The 17,879-nt window shown below is 66.1% G+C and carries 18 protein-coding genes; 7 read left to right on the top strand and 11 right to left on the bottom strand.

Annotated features, from left to right (window positions below):
• Positions 1 to 39: 39 nt before the first annotated feature.
• The gene (locus U0025_RS20945) at positions 40 to 525 is read left to right on the top strand and encodes an Lrp/AsnC family transcriptional regulator (RefSeq protein WP_004209492.1); all 486 of its coding nucleotides are present in this window, start codon (positions 40 to 42) and stop codon (positions 523 to 525) included.
• A 46-nt stretch (positions 526 to 571) separates the two neighbouring features.
• On the opposite strand, the gene U0025_RS20940 is transcribed toward U0025_RS20945, so the two are convergent.
• A complete protein-coding gene (locus U0025_RS20940) occupies positions 572 to 1,558 on the bottom strand; it encodes an alpha-ketoacid dehydrogenase subunit beta (RefSeq protein ID WP_004209491.1) in 987 nt (328 codons plus the stop codon).
• Positions 1,555 to 2,550, bottom strand: coding sequence for a thiamine pyrophosphate-dependent dehydrogenase E1 component subunit alpha (locus U0025_RS20935; RefSeq protein WP_004209490.1), 996 nt, complete (start codon positions 2,548 to 2,550; stop codon positions 1,555 to 1,557). The genes U0025_RS20940 and U0025_RS20935 overlap by 4 nt, the downstream gene beginning before the upstream one ends.
• Positions 2,551 to 2,754: 204 nt before the next feature.
• Between U0025_RS20935 and U0025_RS20930 the strand changes: the two genes are divergently transcribed.
• Together U0025_RS20930 and U0025_RS20925 are read left to right on the top strand one after the other, a co-directional pair.
• A complete protein-coding gene (locus U0025_RS20930; protein ID WP_004209489.1) occupies positions 2,755 to 3,762 on the top strand; it encodes a zinc-dependent alcohol dehydrogenase family protein in 1,008 nt (335 codons plus the stop codon).
• A gap of 16 nt (positions 3,763 to 3,778) precedes the next feature.
• The gene (locus U0025_RS20925; RefSeq protein ID WP_004209488.1) at positions 3,779 to 4,078 is read left to right on the top strand and encodes a hypothetical protein; all 300 of its coding nucleotides are present in this window, start codon (positions 3,779 to 3,781) and stop codon (positions 4,076 to 4,078) included.
• Between the two features lie 375 nt (positions 4,079 to 4,453).
• On the opposite strand, the gene U0025_RS20920 is transcribed toward U0025_RS20925, so the two are convergent.
• Positions 4,454 to 6,145: an FAD-dependent oxidoreductase gene (locus tag U0025_RS20920; protein WP_004209486.1), complete on the bottom strand. Its 1,692-nt coding sequence runs from the start codon at positions 6,143 to 6,145 to the stop codon at positions 4,454 to 4,456.
• Between the two features lie 134 nt (positions 6,146 to 6,279).
• Between U0025_RS20920 and U0025_RS20915 the strand changes: the two genes are divergently transcribed.
• Entirely contained in the window at positions 6,280 to 7,080 is an 801-nt protein-coding gene (locus U0025_RS20915) for an enoyl-CoA hydratase/isomerase family protein (RefSeq protein ID WP_004209485.1), read from the top strand.
• Positions 7,081 to 7,222: 142 nt separating this feature from the next.
• Here the strand turns inward: U0025_RS20915 and U0025_RS20910 are convergent, their stop codons facing one another.
• The 7 genes from U0025_RS20910 to U0025_RS20880 all read right to left on the bottom strand — a co-directional run bounded on the left by U0025_RS20910 (position 7,223) and on the right by U0025_RS20880 (position 13,984).
• Positions 7,223 to 8,326, bottom strand: coding sequence for a Gfo/Idh/MocA family protein (locus U0025_RS20910; RefSeq protein WP_004209483.1), 1,104 nt, complete (start codon positions 8,324 to 8,326; stop codon positions 7,223 to 7,225).
• Between the two features lies 1 nt (position 8,327).
• Positions 8,328 to 8,558, bottom strand: coding sequence for a biotin/lipoyl-containing protein (locus tag U0025_RS20905; RefSeq protein WP_004209482.1), 231 nt, complete (start codon positions 8,556 to 8,558; stop codon positions 8,328 to 8,330).
• A 118-nt stretch (positions 8,559 to 8,676) separates the two neighbouring features.
• A complete protein-coding gene (locus U0025_RS20900; protein ID WP_004209481.1) occupies positions 8,677 to 9,330 on the bottom strand; it encodes a carboxymuconolactone decarboxylase family protein in 654 nt (217 codons plus the stop codon).
• Between the two features lie 22 nt (positions 9,331 to 9,352).
• Positions 9,353 to 9,655: a DUF1330 domain-containing protein gene (locus tag U0025_RS20895; RefSeq protein WP_004209480.1), complete on the bottom strand. Its 303-nt coding sequence runs from the start codon at positions 9,653 to 9,655 to the stop codon at positions 9,353 to 9,355.
• Between the two features lie 17 nt (positions 9,656 to 9,672).
• Positions 9,673 to 11,022 (bottom strand): MFS transporter, encoded by a 1,350-nt coding sequence (locus U0025_RS20890; RefSeq protein ID WP_004209479.1) that lies wholly within the window; start codon positions 11,020 to 11,022, stop codon positions 9,673 to 9,675.
• 161 nt (positions 11,023 to 11,183) lie between these two features.
• A complete protein-coding gene (locus tag U0025_RS20885; RefSeq protein ID WP_004209478.1) occupies positions 11,184 to 12,602 on the bottom strand; it encodes an acyl-CoA reductase in 1,419 nt (472 codons plus the stop codon).
• Complete coding sequence (locus U0025_RS20880) at positions 12,599 to 13,984, bottom strand: hypothetical protein (protein WP_254792274.1); 1,386 nt, start codon at positions 13,982 to 13,984, stop codon at positions 12,599 to 12,601. The genes U0025_RS20885 and U0025_RS20880 overlap by 4 nt, the downstream gene beginning before the upstream one ends.
• Positions 13,985 to 14,053: 69 nt before the next feature.
• Between U0025_RS20880 and U0025_RS20875 the strand changes: the two genes are divergently transcribed.
• The 3 genes from U0025_RS20875 to U0025_RS20865 are packed head-to-tail and all read left to right on the top strand — an operon-like array spanning position 14,054 to position 16,844.
• Positions 14,054 to 14,707, top strand: a complete 654-nt coding sequence (locus tag U0025_RS20875) for a TetR/AcrR family transcriptional regulator (RefSeq protein WP_254792273.1) — start codon at positions 14,054 to 14,056, stop codon at positions 14,705 to 14,707.
• Between the two features lie 50 nt (positions 14,708 to 14,757).
• Entirely contained in the window at positions 14,758 to 15,984 is a 1,227-nt protein-coding gene (locus U0025_RS20870) for an MFS transporter (RefSeq protein WP_004209475.1), read from the top strand.
• Positions 15,981 to 16,844: an SDR family NAD(P)-dependent oxidoreductase gene (locus U0025_RS20865; protein ID WP_004209474.1), complete on the top strand. Its 864-nt coding sequence runs from the start codon at positions 15,981 to 15,983 to the stop codon at positions 16,842 to 16,844. Before U0025_RS20870 ends, U0025_RS20865 begins: the two co-directional genes overlap by 4 nt.
• Positions 16,845 to 16,942: 98 nt before the next feature.
• Here the strand turns inward: U0025_RS20865 and U0025_RS20860 are convergent, their stop codons facing one another.
• Positions 16,943 to 17,878 (bottom strand): SDR family NAD(P)-dependent oxidoreductase, encoded by a 936-nt coding sequence (locus U0025_RS20860; protein WP_004209473.1) that lies wholly within the window; start codon positions 17,876 to 17,878, stop codon positions 16,943 to 16,945.
• Position 17,879: the final 1 nt, after the last annotated feature.

Raw genomic sequence — 17,879 nt, 5'->3', positions numbered from 1 at the left:
GAAGGATTTTGGGAAATCAATTCACGGATCGGCGATATCATGAACAAATCCGTCAATCTCGATGCGCTCGACCGCCGCATCGTCGCAGAGCTTCAGCGTGACGCCTCGCTCAGCAATGCGGACCTGGCCGAACGGGTCGGCAGCACCGCTCCCTCCTGCTGGCGACGGATCAGGGCGCTGGAGGAGATGGGCGTGCTCAAGGGCGCGGTGCGCCTCGCCGATGCGGAGAAGCTGGGCCACGCCGTCAACATCTTGTGCAGCGTGCGGATGAAGAGCCACACCAGCGAAAGCGTCGACGCCTTCCACGCCTTTGTCGAGGCGCATCCGCAGATCATGGAATGCTACCTCATGTCGGGCGAATGGGATTATCTGATGCGGGTCGTGGCCTCCGACGTCGCCGATTATGAGCATTTCCTGATGCGCAACCTGCTCAAACACCCCTCGGTCGGCGGCGCCTCCTCCCACTTCGCCCTGTCGGTGACGAAATTCACCACCGTGTTGCCGGTGGGGGAAGCGGGACGGTAGGAAGAAAACGGCCGGAGCAATTGCTGCCCCGACCGCCTTCCGATCTTCAGGCCATCAGCGCCTTGACGGTTTCGGCCACGCGCTCGGGCGAGACGATATAGGCATCCTCCAGCACCTTGGCGAAGGGCACCGGCGACTTGGGGGCGCCCAGACGCCGGACCGGGGCCTTGAGCTGGCCGAACAGTTCCTCCGCAATGGTCGAGGCGATTTCGCCGCCCGGACCGAAATCGCGCACGGCTTCATGCACCACCAGCGCGCGGCCGGTCTTGGCGACCGAGGCCAGCACCGCTTCGCGATCCCAGGGCGATACGGTGCGCAAATCGACCAGTTCGGCCGAGATGCCTGCCTCCGCCAAGGCCGGTAGCGCGGCCTGGCAGCGCAGCACCTGCGACGACCAGGAGATGATGGTGATGTCGGTGCCTTCCTGCACGATCCGCGCCTTGCCCAGCGGGATCGGCTTCGCGACCTCGTCCACCTCGCCCGGAATGAACAGGCTGCCGGCGGATTCGATGAAGATGCAGGGATCGGGATCCTGGATGCAGGAGAGCAGCAGCCCCTTGTAATCGGCCGGGGTCGAGGGCGCGACCACCTTGATGCCGGCGGTGTGGGCGAACCAGCCTTCCAGATGGTCGGCATGCTGGCCCGCCGTCTGCCAGCCCGCGCCGGTCAGGGTGCGGATGGTGATCGGCACCGTGCTCTGCCCACCGGACATGAAGCGCAGCTTGGCGGCATGGTTGAAGATCATGTCCATGGCGACGGTGGTGAAGTTCATCAGCATGATCTCCGCCACCGGCTTGTAGCCGGCCAGCGCCGCGCCGATCGCCGCGCCGATGATCGCCTGTTCGGAGATCGGCGTCGATTTGACGCGATCGTCGCCGAAGCGGGTCGAGAGGCCGGCTGTCGCGCCGGTGACGCCGCCGCCTTCACGGTCGGCGACATCCTCGCCCAGCACCAGCACCTTGTCATCCTCCGCCATCGCCTGGGCGAGGGCCGAATTGACGGCCTGGAGCGAGTTCATCTTCTTGGCCGTCATGCGGGCATCTCCTGGGCAAACACATCACGGCGCAGTTCGTCGACCGACGGCAGCGGGCTGGCCAGCCCGAATTCCTGGGCATCCTCGACCTCGGCCTCGATCTTCGCCTGCATCTCGGCCAGCTGATCCTCGGTCGCGTGACCCTGTGCCACCAGCCATGCCTTGAAGGCGGGCAGCGGATCCTTGGCGATCGCCGCGGCCTTTTCTTCCTTGGTCATGTACTTGTCGTCGTCGCCCAGCACATGGCCGAGGAAACGGAAGGTCTTGCACTCCAGCAGGGTCGGCCCCTCGCCCTCGCGGGCGCGGATGATCGCTTCATGCGCGGCGGCATACATGGCGAGCGGATCATTGCCGTCGACCGTATGGCCGGGCATGCCGTAGCCGATCGCCCGCTTGGCGATGAAGTCGACCGAGGTGCCATTTTCGTAGCGCGTATGTTCGGCAAAGCCGTTATTCTGGCACACGAAGATCACCGGCAGCTTCCACACCGACGCCAGGTTCAGCGCTTCGTGGAAGGCGCCGATGTTCGATGCGCCATCGCCGAAATAGGCGATCGTCACCCGCTTCGATCCATCCAGCTTCGCCGCCCAGGCAAGGCCATTGGCGATCGGCATGGAGGAGCCGACGATGCCGGTCGTCACCATCACCCCGGTTTCGGGATGGGTGAGGTGCATCGGCCCGCCCTTGCCCTTGCAGGTGCCGTCGACGCGCCCGGCAATCTCCGCCCAGAGCGGGCGCAGCGGCATGTCCTTGGCCACCATGTCGTGGATGCCGCGATAGATGGTGCAGATCTTGTCGTCGTCGGTCAGCAGCGACGAGATCGTCGCGGGGATCACTTCCTGCCCGCGCGCCGAATAATAGGGCATGACCAGCCGCCCCAGGCGGATGGTCTTGCGGATCGCGTCGTCGTTGCGCTCGATCCGGATCATGCGGCGGTAGATGTCCACCAGCGCTTCCTGGCTCGGCGCCGGGGCGTTGCTCAACTCTGCCATGGGTTCCTCGATGGCTATGGAATGTGCCCCCTGCATTGGCCGTCGGGCATCGGGGGTCAACTCGCCCCGGCGATATGTGGCTTCGCGCCCCAAAAGGCGTGAAAATGCGTCGCTTTTCCGCGCGATTTCGCTCCACCGATATGCGGCCGGCGATGCTTGCAATGCGGTCCGATCGGCCCAAGCTGGCAGCAGGGAGAGCGCGCGATGACGAACATGCTGACCGCCATCGCCAGGGGCGGCGAAGGGATTGAGGGGATCGCGATCCACAGCGTGCCGATCCCGGTTGCGGGGCCGGGCGAGGCACTGGTGCGGCTCAAGGCGGCGACGCTCAATTTCCGCGACCTGATCATCGCCCGCGGCATGATGGCGGGGCTCGCCAAGGAACCCGATTATGTCCCGCTGTCCTGCGCCACCGGCGAGGTGGTCGCGGTCGGCGAGGGCGTATCGCGCGTGAAGCCGGGCGACCGGGTCAACCCGATCTTCGCGCTGGGCTGGCTGGAGGGACGACAGCCGAGCATGGCGATGCTGGGCGGCAGCGCCGACGGGGTCGCCCGCCAATATGCGGTCTTTCCGGCGGAGAGCCTGTGCATCGTGCCGGATGCGCTCGGCGATCTGGAGGCGGCGACTTTGACCTGCGCCGGCCTCACTGCCTGGAACGCGCTGTTCCTGCCCCGCCCGATCCAGCGGGGCGAATGGATATTATGCCAGGGCACGGGCGGCGTCTCGATCGCGGCGCTGCAATTCGCCAAGGCGGCCGGGGCCCATGTCGCCATCACCTCCTCCTCCGACGCGAAGCTGGCGCGCGCCCGCGCGCTGGGCGCCGACATCAGCGTCAATTATCGCACCGATCCCGACTGGCCAGCGGCGATCCGCCAGGCGCTGGGCGGGCGCGGTGTCGACATCGTCGTCGATGTGGTCGGCGCCAGCCAGGTGGAAACCGCCGCATCGCTGCTCAACCCCGGCGGGGTGATCGCCGCGATCGGCATGCTGGGGTCCGAGTTCAGCTGGCACCTGGCCGATGTTGGCGGCAATCCGGTCGCCCGCATCTCGGTCGGCAACCGCGCCGAGCATGCGGCGATGCAGGCCTTTTGCGCGCAACATCGCATCAGGCCGGTGGTCGATGCGGTCTATGATCTCACCCGTCTGGCCGATGCCTGCCGCCATCTGGAAAGCGGCCAATTTTTCGGCAAGATCGGGATAAACCTACTCTAAATTCTGGAACGGACGCATGGACAAGAATGAAAAGGCGCGCGAGGCGGCCGAGCGCGTGCTGCAACTGGAGGCCGAGTTGGAGGCGGAGGGCGATGCCCGCACCGGTGGCGACGAACTCGCCCATTCGCGCGCAGTGCTGCACCAATGGGTCGATACGGTGGTCGCGGTCGTGGCCTCGCCAGGGGTCGGTCGCGTGACGCTGATCCACGCCGATGGCGGCCAGACCAAGATCGCCTCGCCCAGCCTGCCCTTCCTGCTCTCGCGTCCGGCCCGGTTCGATGCGCAGGATGAAAATTCTCCGCCCGACGCGGGTTGAAAGCGGCCAGCGGCTTCCTATCTGTGAATGGTCCCGGCCAGCCCCCTCAGGCCGAGACATCTTACCAGGCCCCCGGCGCACTCCCCCCGCGTCGGGGGCAATGGTTTTCCGGGGCTATTCCACTATGTGCCGGCAGTTTCTTGATAGTGGATTGCAGCAGATATAGACTGAAGGCATGTGGAACGCCGTTTGGAGCATCGCTTTTAGCCTCGGGCTCTTCCTTTGGATAAAGTTCGCCTCGGCCATTCTCCCGATCTGGGCATCCATCCCGGTATCGCCCCTCCCAATCGTGCTTCTGGGGCTGTGGGTGCGGCGATCGGCAAAGCGTGCTCGTTCCCAACCTGAACCGTCGACTGACGAAATATCGAATCCGCGCTAGGGCTGATTTTCCAGCCCGGCCGCATGGCGTGCCGCGATATAGCCGAACACCATCGACGGCCCGATGCTGGCGCCCGCCGCGACATAGACATTGCCCATCACCGATGCGGTGGTGACGCCGGTGGCATAGAGGCCGGGGATCGGCGCGCCCGCGCCATCGACCACCCGCCCGCGTTCATCGGTGACGATGCCGCCATAGGTGCTGACATCGCCCGGCACGACCGGCACGGCGTAGAAAGGCCCCTTCTCGATCGATCCCATGGAGCGTTCCGCGGAAAAGGGATCGCCCACGAAGCCGCAATTGTCATAGGCGCGCGCGCCGCGATCAAAGTCCCCATCCTTGCCGGCGGCGACGAAGCCGTTCCAGCGCGCCACCGTCGCGGCCAGGGTGGCGGGATCGGCACCGATGCTGGATGCCAGCCCCTCGATCGTGTCGGCGCTGTGCAAATAGCCGCTTTCCACCCAGCCTTCGGGAATCGCCTTGTCGATGAAGCGGCCGGCAACGGCATAGAGTTCGACATATTGACGGTCCAGGATCGCCCAGCTGGGCACCGCCGGCACCACCGCGTTCCGCCGGACCATCGTCTCGCAATAGAGCTCGTAGCTGCCCCCTTCATTCATGAAGCGGGTGCCGCCCTGATCGACCAATATGGCGTGCGGCTTGCCGGTCATCGACTGGGCGCCGGGCGCGACATAGCCCTTGTCCCAGCCGGGCGCGGGGGTGAGCTGATAGCCGACCATCTGGTCCATCTGTGCCAGCCGGCCGCCGATCCGCTCCAGTTCCTGCTGCATCTCGCCGGTATCGCCCTCGGGCGTCTGCGACCATTCGGCGCGGGTGCCGGGCATGTAGCGGTCGCGCATCGCCTGGTTGCGGGCAAAGCCGCCGGCATTGACCAGCACGCCCAGCCGCGCGCCGATCCGCCAGGGCTTGCCGTCCTTCACCGTGACCACGCCGGTGGCGATCCCTTCCTGCACGACGATCTCGCTTACCGGCGTGTCGGTGCGGACATCGGCGCCGGCGGCCAGCACGGCTTTCAGCATCCGCCCCTGCAGCGCGGCCCCGGCGGTGGTATATTTGCGGCCCAGCAGCTTGTCGCGAATGGTGCGCAGCGCGATCTTGGCCATCAGCTTGCCCGACGCCTTGTTGGTGCGGCGATGGCCCTGCGCCTCCATCCCCTCGACCAGCGTGACGTTGAATTCGGCAAAGCCCTGACGCAGCCGGTCGGCCCAGTCGCCCAGTTCCTTGCGGTTGAAGGGCCTGGCCACCACGGTGCGCGACGTCTTGCAGCCGCCGGGCTGCTCATCATAATAATCCGGCCAGAAGGTCGAACCGCGTTGCAGCGCCACCCCCTGATCCACCAGGAAATCGACCGCGCGCGGCGCCTGAGTCACATAGGCGAGGCGCTTCTCGCGCGAGGTGCCGGGGGCCGGATGGCCGTCGAGCGCCTGCAGCGCGTCGAGATAGGTCATCGCCGCCTCGGCACTGTCCGCCTCGCCATCGGCCAGCATGAAGCGATTGGCGGGAATCCACATGACGCCGCCCGACTTGGCGGTGGTACCGCCGATCTTGTCGGTTTTTTCCAGGATGGCGACCGACTTGCCGGCCTGGCGCATGACCAGGGCCGAACTCATCGAACCGGCGCCGCTGCCCACGACCACCCAGTCGAATATCTCGTCGAACCCGTCCATGCGCCGCTCTCCCTTTTCTGTGCGTCCGGGCTATCGTGCCGGGGCGATGATGGGGAGGGCGCAGCCACGCTCATCGCCACGGCGACGTTCGCGCCACGCGGCGCCATGCTAGAGCAGGCCGCAAGGAGAGACGCATGAGCCATGACCTGCCCGATTATCGCACCATCCTGCTGGAGCGGCGGGGGCGGCTGTTGGTGATGACGCTCAACCGGCCGGAAGCGTTGAACGCGGTCAATCTCGACCTGCATGACGAATTGCCCGAGGCACTCGCCTTTGCCGGCCGCGACAATGGGTCGGACGTCGTGCTGCTGACCGGCGCGGGCCGCGCCTTTTCCGCCGGTGGCGACATCGCCCATATGGAGCATAATGCCGCCAATCCGCATCTGTTCGATCATGAGGCGCGGCAGGCGAAGCGGATCGTGTCCGCCCTGCTCGATATCGAAAAGCCGGTGGTGTGCCGGATGAACGGCCATGCGGTCGGGCTGGGCGCGTCGATCGCCTTGCTGTGCGACATCATCTTTGCCGCCGAGGGCGCGAAGATCGGCGATCCGCATGTCGGCATCGGCCTGGTCGCGGGCGATGGCGGCGCGGTCATCTGGGCACAGCGGATCGGCCTTGCCAAGGCGAAGGAATATCTGCTGACCGGCGAACTGCTGAGTGCGGCCAGGGCAGTGGAGATTGGCCTCATCAACCATTGCCTGCCGGCCGATCAGCTGGACGGGGCGGTCGATGCCTTCTGCGCCAAGCTGCTGGCCGGCGCGCCCAATGCGATCCGCTGGACCAAGATATTGACCAACATGGAATTGAAGCGGATCGCCGGCGCGGTGATGGAAACCGGCATCGCCTATGAATCGCTCAGCGTCCGCACCGCCGATCATCGCGAGGGCATCGCCGCGCTCAAGGAGAAGCGGACAGCGAAGTTTACAGGGCGATAGAAGGCCACTGATAGATGCGTAGGCGACAGCCTTCTTCATACCGTCATCCCAGCGAAGGCTGGGATCTCTCTTTTCTTTCAAGCCCATCGCCAAAAGAAGAGAGATGCCAGCCTTCGCTGGCATGACGAACGGTGGTGGCGCGTCAGATAATATCCGCCACGCGCACCCAGCGGCGTTCGGCACTGGAGATGCGGATCGCTTCCTGGATGCGTTCGACCTCCAGCGCGCGGGCGAAGTCAGGGGCTGCGGTGCCGCGTTCATGGATCGCATCCACCATGGCCTGCATCGACAGCGCCATCGGATAGCTGGGCTGGGGCTCGCTCTGCCAGTCGAGGGCGATGCCGGGCGTCGTCTTGAACGCGTCAGGCAGCGCGACATCCTCCAGCGTGCCGCCCAGTTGCCCCGCGCGCAGCGTGCCGTCGCGCGCGGTCGGGAAAGTGGGCGAGGTCGAGACCATCCGCCCTTTGTCGCCGAACAGGTCGAGCAGGAAACCGTCATGCAGCGCCATGCTCCAGCTGATCTGCATCTGCAGCACCAGCCCGCTTTCGAAGCGCAGGATGACATTGGCGAGATCGGTGGTTTCGGGCGTGATGGTGTCGCCGTCCGGGAAGGTCCAGCGCTTGAGTATCTGACTGTCGTCGGCGACCAGCTCGGCGATCGGACCGAGGAGGTGGAGCAGCAGATAGAGCGCATGGCTGCCATTGTTGCGCACCGCCGACACACCCTGCCCGGCCTGTGCGAACCAGTTATAGGGGAACAGCTTGTTGGGCTGGTTGAACAGCGAGATGTTGAAATGACAGGTGCCGCCGAGCGGCGCGCCGATATGGCCGTCGTCCAGCATCGCCTTCATCTGGCGCAGGGCGGGCAGATAGTGCGAGAAGGCGTCGACGACGCCGATGCTGGCGCCGCCCTGCCAGGCCGTATCGATCGCCTTGGCCCCGGCCCAGTCGGGGGCGTGGGGGCTGGCATTATAGACATGTTTGCCATGGGCGAGCGCGGCCAGCACCATCGGCAGGCGGACGCTGGGTCGGGTGCCGAGGTCGACAATATCGATGTCGGGATCCGCGCACATCTCCTCCGCATTCCAGAAGGCGCGCGGCAGGCCGAGCCGCTGCTGCGCGGCGCGGGCCGTTTCCTCGCGCGAGGTGCATATCGCCGTTACCTCGACGCCGGGAATGGCGCGCCAGGCAGGCAGATGCGCGAAGGCGCCCCAGGCGGCGCTGACGATGCCGACGCGCAGCACCATCTTATTCGATCGTGCCCAGAACGGTGCCGACCTCATAGGTTTCGCCCGGCTGGGCGATGATGCGCAGCGTGCCGCTGGCCGGGGCCTCGACCTCGTTCGCCGACTTGTCGGCTTCCAGCAGATAGAGCGGCTGGCCCTCGGTAACGGTCGCGCCGTCTTCGGCCAGCCATTCGGCAATCTGCGCCTCGGTCATGGAAAAGCCGATCTTGGGCAGCAGGATGTCGGTGGCCATGGTATGTCCCCTTTGAAACAGCGAATATCTGTTCCCCTGCTATCGCGCCTTTGGCGGCGGACAATGCGCAAAAGCGGCCCGCTGCCGCCATATCACCGGCGCGATAGAAGGGCGGGGATCAGTAACCGCGCGTGTCGGTCCAATTGTCACTTTCGCCCGGCTTGAAAGTCTTGCCCGGCGTCCTGCCCGATCCGGTTTTGAGGTCGAAGCCGATCGGATCGGCGCCACCCTCGATACCGACGCCGAAGGAGGAGAGCGCCCAGCTGGTCATGACATAATGGCCGATCGAAAAGACTAGGTCCATCTTCTGCCGCGTGTCGAAATGGGCGCCCAGCCCGTCCCAGGTGGCGTCGCTGATCTTGCCATCCTCGATCAGTTCGTCGACCGAGCGCAGCACCAGTGCGTCTTGCTCCGCCCAGTCGCCGCCTTCGGGAAAATCGCGGATCGCGCCGATTTCCTCCAGGGTGATGCCGGCGTTGAGCGCATAGCCGACATGATTATGCCACTCATAGGCCGAGTTCACCCGCCAGGCGACGCGCAGGATCAGCAGTTCGAGCGCACGCGTTGACAGGCTGTTCGCCATCAGCAGATGCTTGCCCCAGATATTATAGACCTTCCCCAGCGGCGGATGGTTGGCCATCACCATCATGACATTGGTCTTGGACCCCTCCTCCCAGGCATTGGGCTCGCCCCAGAAGGCGAACACCTCGCGCGCGTCGTCGGTCCACTGGTCGCGCGGCAGATGGGAAATTCGGGGCGTAATGTCGGTCATGATGCGTCCTTGATGGAGAATCTCAAAGTCCCTCGACCAGCAGCACGCGATAGGGCGCTGCCTTCATCCGATAGGGCAAGGCCGCCTGATATTCGGGGCTGTCATACCAGGCGCGGGCCTTGGCGGCGTCGGGAAATTCCAGGATGATCGCGCCGTCCGCGCCGTCGCCTTCCAGCAATTGCTGCGCGCCATAAACGGCGAGTGGACGGATGCCGTAATGGGCGACGAAGGTCGCGGCATTGGCGCGGTTCATCGCGCTATAGGTGTCCATCGCTTCCTGATCGGCGATCGGGCCTTCGCGGGTGACGATCATATAAGCGGGCATCGGCAGCGTTCCTCGCGTCAGTGGATGGCGGCGGGCATGGTGCTGCGGTCCCAGCCGCCGGCCGCGGCGAAATCCTTGCGGCAGCTGCGGCTGGCGAACCAGGCGAGGATGGTGCTGGGAATGCCGACCAGCAGCGCCCAGCGCATCGCCATGCCGAGCGAATCCTCGCCATAGACCGGGCGCAGCGCATCGCTGAGCGCGCCCACCAGCACCGGTCCGCCACCCAGGCCGACGACCTGGATCGACACCATCAGCACCGCGATCGCCGTGGCGCGCGAGCGGGAGGGCACCAGCCCCGCCACCACCGCCATCAGCGGCGCCGCAGACAGGCCGCCCAGCAGCATGTTGAGGCCATAGAGCGGAAAGACCCGATCGCCCGGCCCGGTCAGGATCATCCAGCCGATCGCGGTGGCGCAGGCGCCCGACAGCATCAATATCCAGACATACCAGCGCATGTCGCGGCGGCCGAGATAGTCGGCCAGCGGTCCGCCCAGCGTATGGCCGATCGCCGAGCCGAAGAAGAGCGCCCCGCCCATCTGCAACCCGGCCTGGCTGGCCGGCATGCCATGGGTCCGTTCCATGAAGGCCGGCGCCCAGCTGATGAAGCCCATGGTCAGCAGCGCATTGAGCGAGGCGGCGGCAATCAGCGGCGGCAGGGTGCGGATCGCCAGCAATTCGCGCGCGGTCTGAAGGAAGGGCACGGGCCGCGCCTGTTCGGCCGAGGCACCGTCGGCCAGACCGGATCGGCTGTCGCGCAGGGTGAACCAGACAATCGGCGCCAGGATGAAGCCGGGGATGGAGGCGAAGATCAGCGTCTCCCGCCAGCCATAGGCCTGCACCGCCCAGCCACCGACGGCCGGGCCAAGGAAGGTGCCGAGCGAGGCGCCCAGCAAGAAGATGGACAGCGCGGTCGCGCGCTGGCGGATCGGGAAAAGATCGGCGATCCAGGCCTGGGACGGCGGGGTGAAGCCGCCTTCGCCAAGGCCGATGCCGGCCCGACCGATCAGCAATATCCAGAAGCTCTTCGCCAGGCCGCAGACGATGACGGCGGCGCTCCACACCGTGGCGGCGATGGCGACGATCTTGCGCTTCGACCAGCCATCGGCCAGCCGCGCCAGCGGGATGATGGCGAGGATATAGACGATCGCGATGATCATGTCCTTGGCCATGCCGATCGCGGCGTCGGACAGGCCCAGTTCGTGGCGGATCGGCTCCACCATCACCACCATCAGATAGCGTTCGCCCTGGACCGAAGCCGACACCAGCACCATCAGCAGCAGGAAATAGGCGCGATAGGCCATGGAGGGCAGCGCTTCGGGCGGCGTGACGGCGGAAGCCGTGTCGAAATGCGGGTCGCTGTCTGCCATGCGCTTGTCCTCACCTGTTGCGGCGCGGTCGTGGCGCGCGACGATCATGCGGCTGGAGCCGTCTTGTCCGGGCAGGATTTGAAACCGGTTCGACGCGGGAGGCAATGCGGGCGGGAAAGGATCGCTTGCGCGATGGCCCCTCCCCGCCCGGCCAGAGAGGATCAGGCGTCCTCGTCGCTCATCCAGTGGACGAAGCGCTGCAGCGGCAACATGCCGTCATGAGCGCCGCCCATCACATGCTTGGCCGCGCCGCCGAGCCGCACGACGCGTTGCGCCCCGGCGCTGGCGAGGCGATCGCGCAGCGCCAGTTTGCGCTCGGGCGGATAGATGCCGATCGTCTGGGTCGCGACATTCACATGGCGGACCGCCGCATCGAGCGAGGCGACATGGACGACATTGGCGGTCTTGTTGCTCGGATGGAAATCGACCGGCTCATCGGTCAGGATGACCAGGCCCCGGCCATCGGGCTTGCCCCAGACTTTGGTATCGTCGCCCATCAGGGTCAGCATCTCGATCTCGTCGCGCACCTCGACCGGCAGCGGATGTGCGACCGCGGACGCCGTTTCGCGATCGAGGCCAAGCTTCTCCTGCAGCTTCGCGCAGAAGGCCTCTACCCCGGCCCGGTCGCCCTCGACGAAGATGAAGCGGCTGGCGAGGCAGGCTTCCTGGTTCATCGTCGCGACGTCGGTGGCGGCGGCATCGGCGACATCGTCGATGACGGCGGGATCGAACCCTTCCGGCCCGATCATCGAGATCGACGTCTTGGGATCGAACGACACCATCTGGATGCCCGGCCCCAGATATTTGATGACATTCTTGATCGCGTCGCCGCCGCCCCAGGCGACGATCTTGTCGAAATATTGCGGGCGATAGAGCGTGCCTTCGATCCGCTCGTCGCCGCCCCGCCAATAGACCGCCGACATCGACCGGACGACCGGATGATTAGGATCGACATCGGCCATGGTGCGCAGCATCGCGACGCAGGTGAACGGGTCGCTCGACGGCATCTTGAAGACATTGACCGCCTTCACCAGCGCGCCCTGCGCGATCGAGGAGATGCAGCTGGTGGGCGAATTGCCGGCCAGCATATGCACCATGCGCGGCGGGAAAGCGCGCAGCGCGCCGCGATTGCCGTGCATGTCGGTGCGCTCCACCCAGCGGTCAAGCGCGGCGGGATTGAGGAAGCTCGATTCGATGCTGCAACGCAGCCCCTCGGGCGTCAGGAAATGTTTGGCTCGGCGGAACAGATTTTCCACCACCCGGCGCGGCAGCGGATTGACCTTGACCGTATGCTCCAGCGCCGCCTGCAAATAGGGATTGGTCTCGAAATCCATTCGCTGCCCGGCCTCGACCAGGAAATCGATGATCTCGCTGACCGGCACGTCGAGCAGCGGCGGCAGTTCGGATCGCGGCGCGACCAGCGCATTGAGGTCGATCTGCGGCGTCGCGAAATCGACGCCCAGGTCGCGCGAGCGATGGCGCACCGCCCCGCCCTCGACCAGTCTGCCACGCACGAAATGATCGACGCGGATCGGTTCGGCCGCCGTTTCGACCGGCGCCGTCTGTTCAAGCACGCTCATGCCACACCTCGTACATAGGCATCGACGGTGCCCGCGCAGCCGATCTTGTCGTCGCCTTCCAGATCGGCATAGCGGGCAATAGTGTCGCGAATGGATGGCCCGCTATTGCCGCAGGCGCAGGGACTGTAGTCGACCGATATCCGGTCGCCGGTGATGACGCCGCCCCAGCGGCCGTCGAGCGACAGGTCGAAGAAGGCGGCCCGCCCCTCAACCTCGCCGTCATGATCATGGGCGATCAGCGCATCACCATCCTTGTCCAGGATCATCGGCACGATCCAGGGCGGCACATGATAACGCCCGCCCTCGCGGCATTTGGGCATGCCGCTATTGAGTTCCTGCATCGAATAATTCTGGAAGTGCCGGCCTTCGGGAATGTTGAAGGTTTCATGCACGAACTGCTGATAATCGTCCGGCAGTTGCGCGCGCTTGAGGCCACCGCCGATATAGATGCAGTTGTCCGGGTTGAAATCCTTGGCGCTATAGCCCCGCTCCCGCACCGCCTTGGCGACATGGTAGAGCGCGTTCCACATGCCCGCGATATAGAGCTTGTCGGCGCGATGCTCGATCATCGCATCGGCGGCGATATGGACGGCGGCGTCCATCGCCTCCTGCCGGAAACGGGACGTTTCCTCGAACTCGGCAATGTCGCCGGGCAGCGCGCTGCCGTCCGCCATCGCCTTGCGCAGCACCACCATGCGGGTCAGCGACCCGACGGTAATCGGCGGCACCGGATATTGGAACATCTCCTTGGCGGGATCGCCAAAGGCCTCGCGCTGGGCTTCGCCGATAATCTCGTTCTTGGGCACCTTGGCGACCGGGGCCAGGCCCATGATGCGGCGATCCTGCGCCGGCTGCACGCCCGATCCCCAGGCAAAGACATTGACGGTATCGACCTTCGACCAGTCCATGTCCGCCTGCGACGCGATCAGCATCGCCGACTTGCCGGTGGTGCCGCTGGAGCAGGATACATAATGGCCGGCCGCCTGCAGCCGGGCGATCCAGTCATCGACATCGGTGATGCCGTCCAGATCGATGTCGGTCACGGGATGGGCGGAAATGGTGTTGAGCCACTGGGTCAGCTTGTCCCAGCGCTGCTGCATCAGCCAGTTTTCGGGATAGCTCTTGTACGCCGTGTGCGGGAACAGCAGCTTCACCGCGTCGTCGAGCGAGGTCACCTCGCTGATCCCCGCTTCCCGCGCGCGGTGGCCAAGCAGACGGATGCCGTCCTTCTTTTCCTGGAACCGCTCGTTCAGCGCAGCGATCTGCGCGTCGCGCAATTCGGCGTGGGGAATGTTGAATCGATAATCCGAACTGACCAGTCCGGTGAGGCGATCGGCCTGCGCGCCCATATCCTGCTCCTTGCCCTTGTGGCTCCGGTGCATTAATAGCACCTGATTCGTTTCATTATGCATGATTCGCAAAATGCGGCAAGGGCCATAATGATGCTGGTCATGGACACACCGATTTCAGACCCGCGCCCCGCCGCCGGGCGCCCGACCCGCGAGCAGGCGCAGGCGCGCCAGGCCGAAATGCTCGACGCCGCGCTCGACATGTTCCTCGACAAGGGGTTCGAGCTGACGACGATGGAGGCGGTGGCCGCCGCCGTAGGCATGACCAAGCGCACCATCTATGCCCGCTATCCCGACAAGGCGGCCCTGTTCATGGCGGCGGTCGGCCGGGCGATCGCGCGCACCGCCACGCCGCGCGCCGCGCTGGAGGCGATCGCTGGCGACGATCTGGAAACCACGCTGGTCGCGATCGCCCGGCTGCGCATCGCCGACCTGTCGACACCCGAGGGCGTTCGGCTGCGGCGGATCATCACCACCGAATCCTATCGCTTCCCCGACCTGCTGATGCTGTCCTACAGCCAGGGCGCCCAGCCGGTGCACGACCATCTGGCCGACCTGCTGCGCCACCATGATAGCGCCGGGGCGATTTGCGTGGACCGGCCGGACATGGCAGCCAGCCTGTTCATGACGATGGTGCTGGGTGGACCGATCCGGCTGGTGGGATCGCCCCAGCCGATGAGCGCCGCCGAGGTGGACGACTGGGTGCGGGCCGCCGTGCGCCTGTTCCTGAACGGCATAAGGACCAGATCGGACTAGCAACCCGGACCACCCGCAAGAGGGGGCCGGCACCAGATGAGGAGAGGGATATGGGATCGGCCTATTGGGGTGAGTTGCGGACGCATTGGCGACCTCTGCTCGCCGCGACGATGGGACTGGGCTTCGGCATCGGCCTGTCCGCCTACACGATGAGCCTGTTCGCGCCGAAGATGATCGGCGAGTTTGGCTGGGAGAAATCCCAATTCGCCCTGCTCGGCAGTTTCGGCCTGCTGATGCTGATCATGCAGCCGATCACCGGGCGGCTGACCGACCGCTTCGGCGTGCGCGCGGTATCCGCCGTGGGCGTGCTGGCCGGGCCACTCGCCTATCTGGGCTTCGCCTTCCAGTCCGGCAGCATCCGCGCCTTCTTCGCCGTCGCCGTGCTGCAGATCATCCTTGGCACGCTCACCACATCGCCGGTCTATACCCGCATCGTCGCCGAACGGTTCGAGCGGGCACGCGGCCTGGCCTTCTCGATCGTGATGACCGGTCCGCCGCTGGTCGGCGCGGTGATCGCTCCGCTGCTCGGCGGCTTCATCGAGAGCCAGGGCTGGCGCAACGGCTATCTGCTGATGGGCGGCGTCACCCTGGTCTTCGGCCTGATCGCCGTGCTGCTGACGCCCGCCCATATCGGCGTGCATCCCCATGAGGAGGCCGAGGAAGCAGGGACGCCCGCGCCCGTCGGCAGCCCCGTCATCTTTCGCAATCCCGCCTTCTGGGTGCTGATCGTCGGCATGGTGCTGGTCAATTTCCCACAGGGACTCGCCTCGGCCCAGATGAAGCTGGTGCTGATGGACAGCGGCGCCGTATCGCAGACCGCGACCTGGCTGATTTCCATCTATGCGATCGGCGTGCTGCTCGGTCGCTTCGCCTGCGGCCTGTCGCTCGACCGGATGCCGCCGCACCATGTCGCCGCGCTGGCGCTGGCGATGCCGGCGATCGGCATGGCGCTGATGGCATCGCCGCTGGATGCGACCATCGTCCTCGCCCTCTCCGTCGCGATGATGGGGCTGGCGCAGGGCGCGGAGGGCGACATCGCCGCCTATCTCGTCTCGCGCCGCTTTGGCCTGGGCGTGTTCAGCCTGGTCATGGGTTTCGTCGGCGCGGCGATCGCGGGCGGCGCGGCGCTGGGTTCGCTGACGCTGAGCCTCACCTTGAGCATCTGGGGCAGCTATGCGCCGTTCCTGGCGCTCAGCGCCTGCGTCACTTTGGCCGGCGCTGCCCTGTTCCTGACCCTGGGACGCCGTCCCCCCACTATGGAGCCCGTCTACGCATGAGCGACACCCAACGCACCGCGATCGTCACCGGCGCCAGCGCCGGCGTCGGCAAGGAAGCCGCCCGCGCCCTGCTGCAACGGGGCTGGCGGGTGATCGGCATCGGCCGCGACGCCACCCGCTGCGTCGCCGCAGAGGCCGATCTCAGGGCCGAGGCCGGCGGCGATTTCACGATGCTGCGCGCCGATCTTTCCTCCATGGCCGATACCGCACGGGTCGCGCGGGAGGTCGCGACGCTTGCGCCGGAGATCGATGCGCTGCTCAACAATGCCGGCGGCGTGGTGGCGGAGCGGACGATCACGCCCGAAGGGTTCGAGGCGACCTTTGCCTCCAACCATCTCGCCCCCTTCCTGCTGACGCAGAAGTTGCTGCCCAATCTGCGCGCCGCCGCCGCCAGGCGGGGGCCGGGCGCGGTGCGCGTGATCGCCGTGTCCTCGACCGGGCATGAACAAAGCCAGGGCATCCAGTGGGATGACCTGAGCTTCGCCAATAATTTCGTCGGTGGCGCAGCCTATTGCCATGCCAAGCTCGCCAATATCCTCTTCACCCGCGAACTGGCCCGCCGCGTCGCCGATGACGGCATCGTCGCTCACGCCATGCATCCCGGCGTCGTCGCCAGCAATTTCGCCAGCCACTGCGACGCGCCGATGCAGGCCTATATGGAATCGATCCTCGACCGATCGGTCACGCCGGCGCAGGCCGCCGACACATTGGTCTGGCTGGCCAGTGCCGAGGAACCGGGGCGCAGCAGCGGCGGCTATTTCCATCAGCGCGCCGAACTGACGCCATCGGCGGCCGCGCAGGATGATGCGCAGGCGCTGAAACTGTGGCAGCTGAGCGAAGCGATGGTGGCGGGTTTCTAGAGCATCCTCCGATGAGGTTGGATCGGAGGATGCTCTAATTTCCTTTTGTTTGCCGCATTCTGCGAGTCGTCGGCTGTTCCAGCCGACTTCAGAATGCTCTAGCCCCGCCCCTCGGCCACGATGCGGAACTCGTCGAAGATATCGGTCGGGATGGCATAGCCGGCGCCATCGTCACGGATCCTGTCGATATGGGCGGCGACATCCTCGGCGGTCGGCGGCGCGTCCAGCCCATGGTCCCATCCCGTGGTCGCGCCGACGAACACCCGTGCGATCCGGCCGCCGAGCGCGGAATAGATGCTGTGGGTCGAGGTGCAGCGCTCATGGGCCAGATATGCGACCAGGCCGGCGGTGAAGCGTGGATCGAAACTGGGGCCGAGCGCCCGGCCCCAGGGATTATGCCCCAGCGTCCCCTCGCTCATGCCCGCCGACATGCGGCTGGCGGCATTGGGCATCACCGCGTTGCAGAGGATGCCAAGGGGACGCCCTTCCTCCGCCAGATTATGCATCAGCCCCATGACGCCGCCCTTCGCCGCGCCATAGGCGGACAATTGCCCCATCCCCAGCATGCCGCCGCCCGATGTGGTGAGCACCAGCCGACCCCCGCCCTGCGCCCGCATATGCGGCCAGGCAGCGCGCGCGACATTGAAGGAGCCGCGCACATGGACGGCGAGCAGCGCATCGAGATCAGCCGCCGTCAGATCCTCGACCGGCGCAAAGCGCATATTGCCGGCATTGGCGATCACCGCGTCGATCCGGCCGAAGCGGGCGATGGCGAGGTCGATCATTGCCTGCGCGCCGTCGGGCGACGACACATCATCGCCATTGGCGAGCGCGATGCCGCCCGCCGCGACGATTTCCGCCACGACGGCATCGGCCATGGTCGCGGACGCTCCCTCCCCCGTCACCGATCCGCCCAGATCATTGACGATGACGGCACCGCCCCGCGCGGCGATGTCCAGCGCATAGGCACGGCCCAGGCCCCCGCCAGCGCCGGTGATGAGAATGGTGCGGCCGGTAAAGTCGATCCTGTCCATG

This window comes from Sphingobium yanoikuyae (assembly GCF_034424525.1).
In the GTDB taxonomy this organism is placed as follows: Bacteria; Pseudomonadota; Alphaproteobacteria; order Sphingomonadales; family Sphingomonadaceae; genus Sphingobium; species Sphingobium yanoikuyae.
Note: the sequence above shows the minus strand (reverse complement) of the source record. Positions and strands in the feature narration are given on the sequence as shown.

Coding starts and splice junctions, on each gene's coding strand:
- U0025_RS20945 (WP_004209492.1), top strand. CDS start 40: ATGAACAAATCCGTCAATCTCGATGCGCTCGACCGCCGCATCGTCGCA.
- U0025_RS20940 (WP_004209491.1), bottom strand. CDS start 1,558: ATGACGGCCAAGAAGATGAACTCGCTCCAGGCCGTCAATTCGGCCCTC.
- U0025_RS20935 (WP_004209490.1), bottom strand. CDS start 2,550: ATGGCAGAGTTGAGCAACGCCCCGGCGCCGAGCCAGGAAGCGCTGGTG.
- U0025_RS20930 (WP_004209489.1), top strand. CDS start 2,755: ATGACGAACATGCTGACCGCCATCGCCAGGGGCGGCGAAGGGATTGAG.
- U0025_RS20925 (WP_004209488.1), top strand. CDS start 3,779: ATGGACAAGAATGAAAAGGCGCGCGAGGCGGCCGAGCGCGTGCTGCAA.
- U0025_RS20920 (WP_004209486.1), bottom strand. CDS start 6,145: ATGGACGGGTTCGACGAGATATTCGACTGGGTGGTCGTGGGCAGCGGC.
- U0025_RS20915 (WP_004209485.1), top strand. CDS start 6,280: ATGAGCCATGACCTGCCCGATTATCGCACCATCCTGCTGGAGCGGCGG.
- U0025_RS20910 (WP_004209483.1), bottom strand. CDS start 8,326: ATGGTGCTGCGCGTCGGCATCGTCAGCGCCGCCTGGGGCGCCTTCGCG.
- U0025_RS20905 (WP_004209482.1), bottom strand. CDS start 8,558: ATGGCCACCGACATCCTGCTGCCCAAGATCGGCTTTTCCATGACCGAG.
- U0025_RS20900 (WP_004209481.1), bottom strand. CDS start 9,330: ATGACCGACATTACGCCCCGAATTTCCCATCTGCCGCGCGACCAGTGG.
- U0025_RS20895 (WP_004209480.1), bottom strand. CDS start 9,655: ATGCCCGCTTATATGATCGTCACCCGCGAAGGCCCGATCGCCGATCAG.
- U0025_RS20890 (WP_004209479.1), bottom strand. CDS start 11,022: ATGGCAGACAGCGACCCGCATTTCGACACGGCTTCCGCCGTCACGCCG.
- U0025_RS20885 (WP_004209478.1), bottom strand. CDS start 12,602: ATGAGCGTGCTTGAACAGACGGCGCCGGTCGAAACGGCGGCCGAACCG.
- U0025_RS20880 (WP_254792274.1), bottom strand. CDS start 13,984: ATGCACCGGAGCCACAAGGGCAAGGAGCAGGATATGGGCGCGCAGGCC.
- U0025_RS20875 (WP_254792273.1), top strand. CDS start 14,054: ATGGACACACCGATTTCAGACCCGCGCCCCGCCGCCGGGCGCCCGACC.
- U0025_RS20870 (WP_004209475.1), top strand. CDS start 14,758: ATGGGATCGGCCTATTGGGGTGAGTTGCGGACGCATTGGCGACCTCTG.
- U0025_RS20865 (WP_004209474.1), top strand. CDS start 15,981: ATGAGCGACACCCAACGCACCGCGATCGTCACCGGCGCCAGCGCCGGC.
- U0025_RS20860 (WP_004209473.1), bottom strand. CDS start 17,878: ATGGACAGGATCGACTTTACCGGCCGCACCATTCTCATCACCGGCGCT.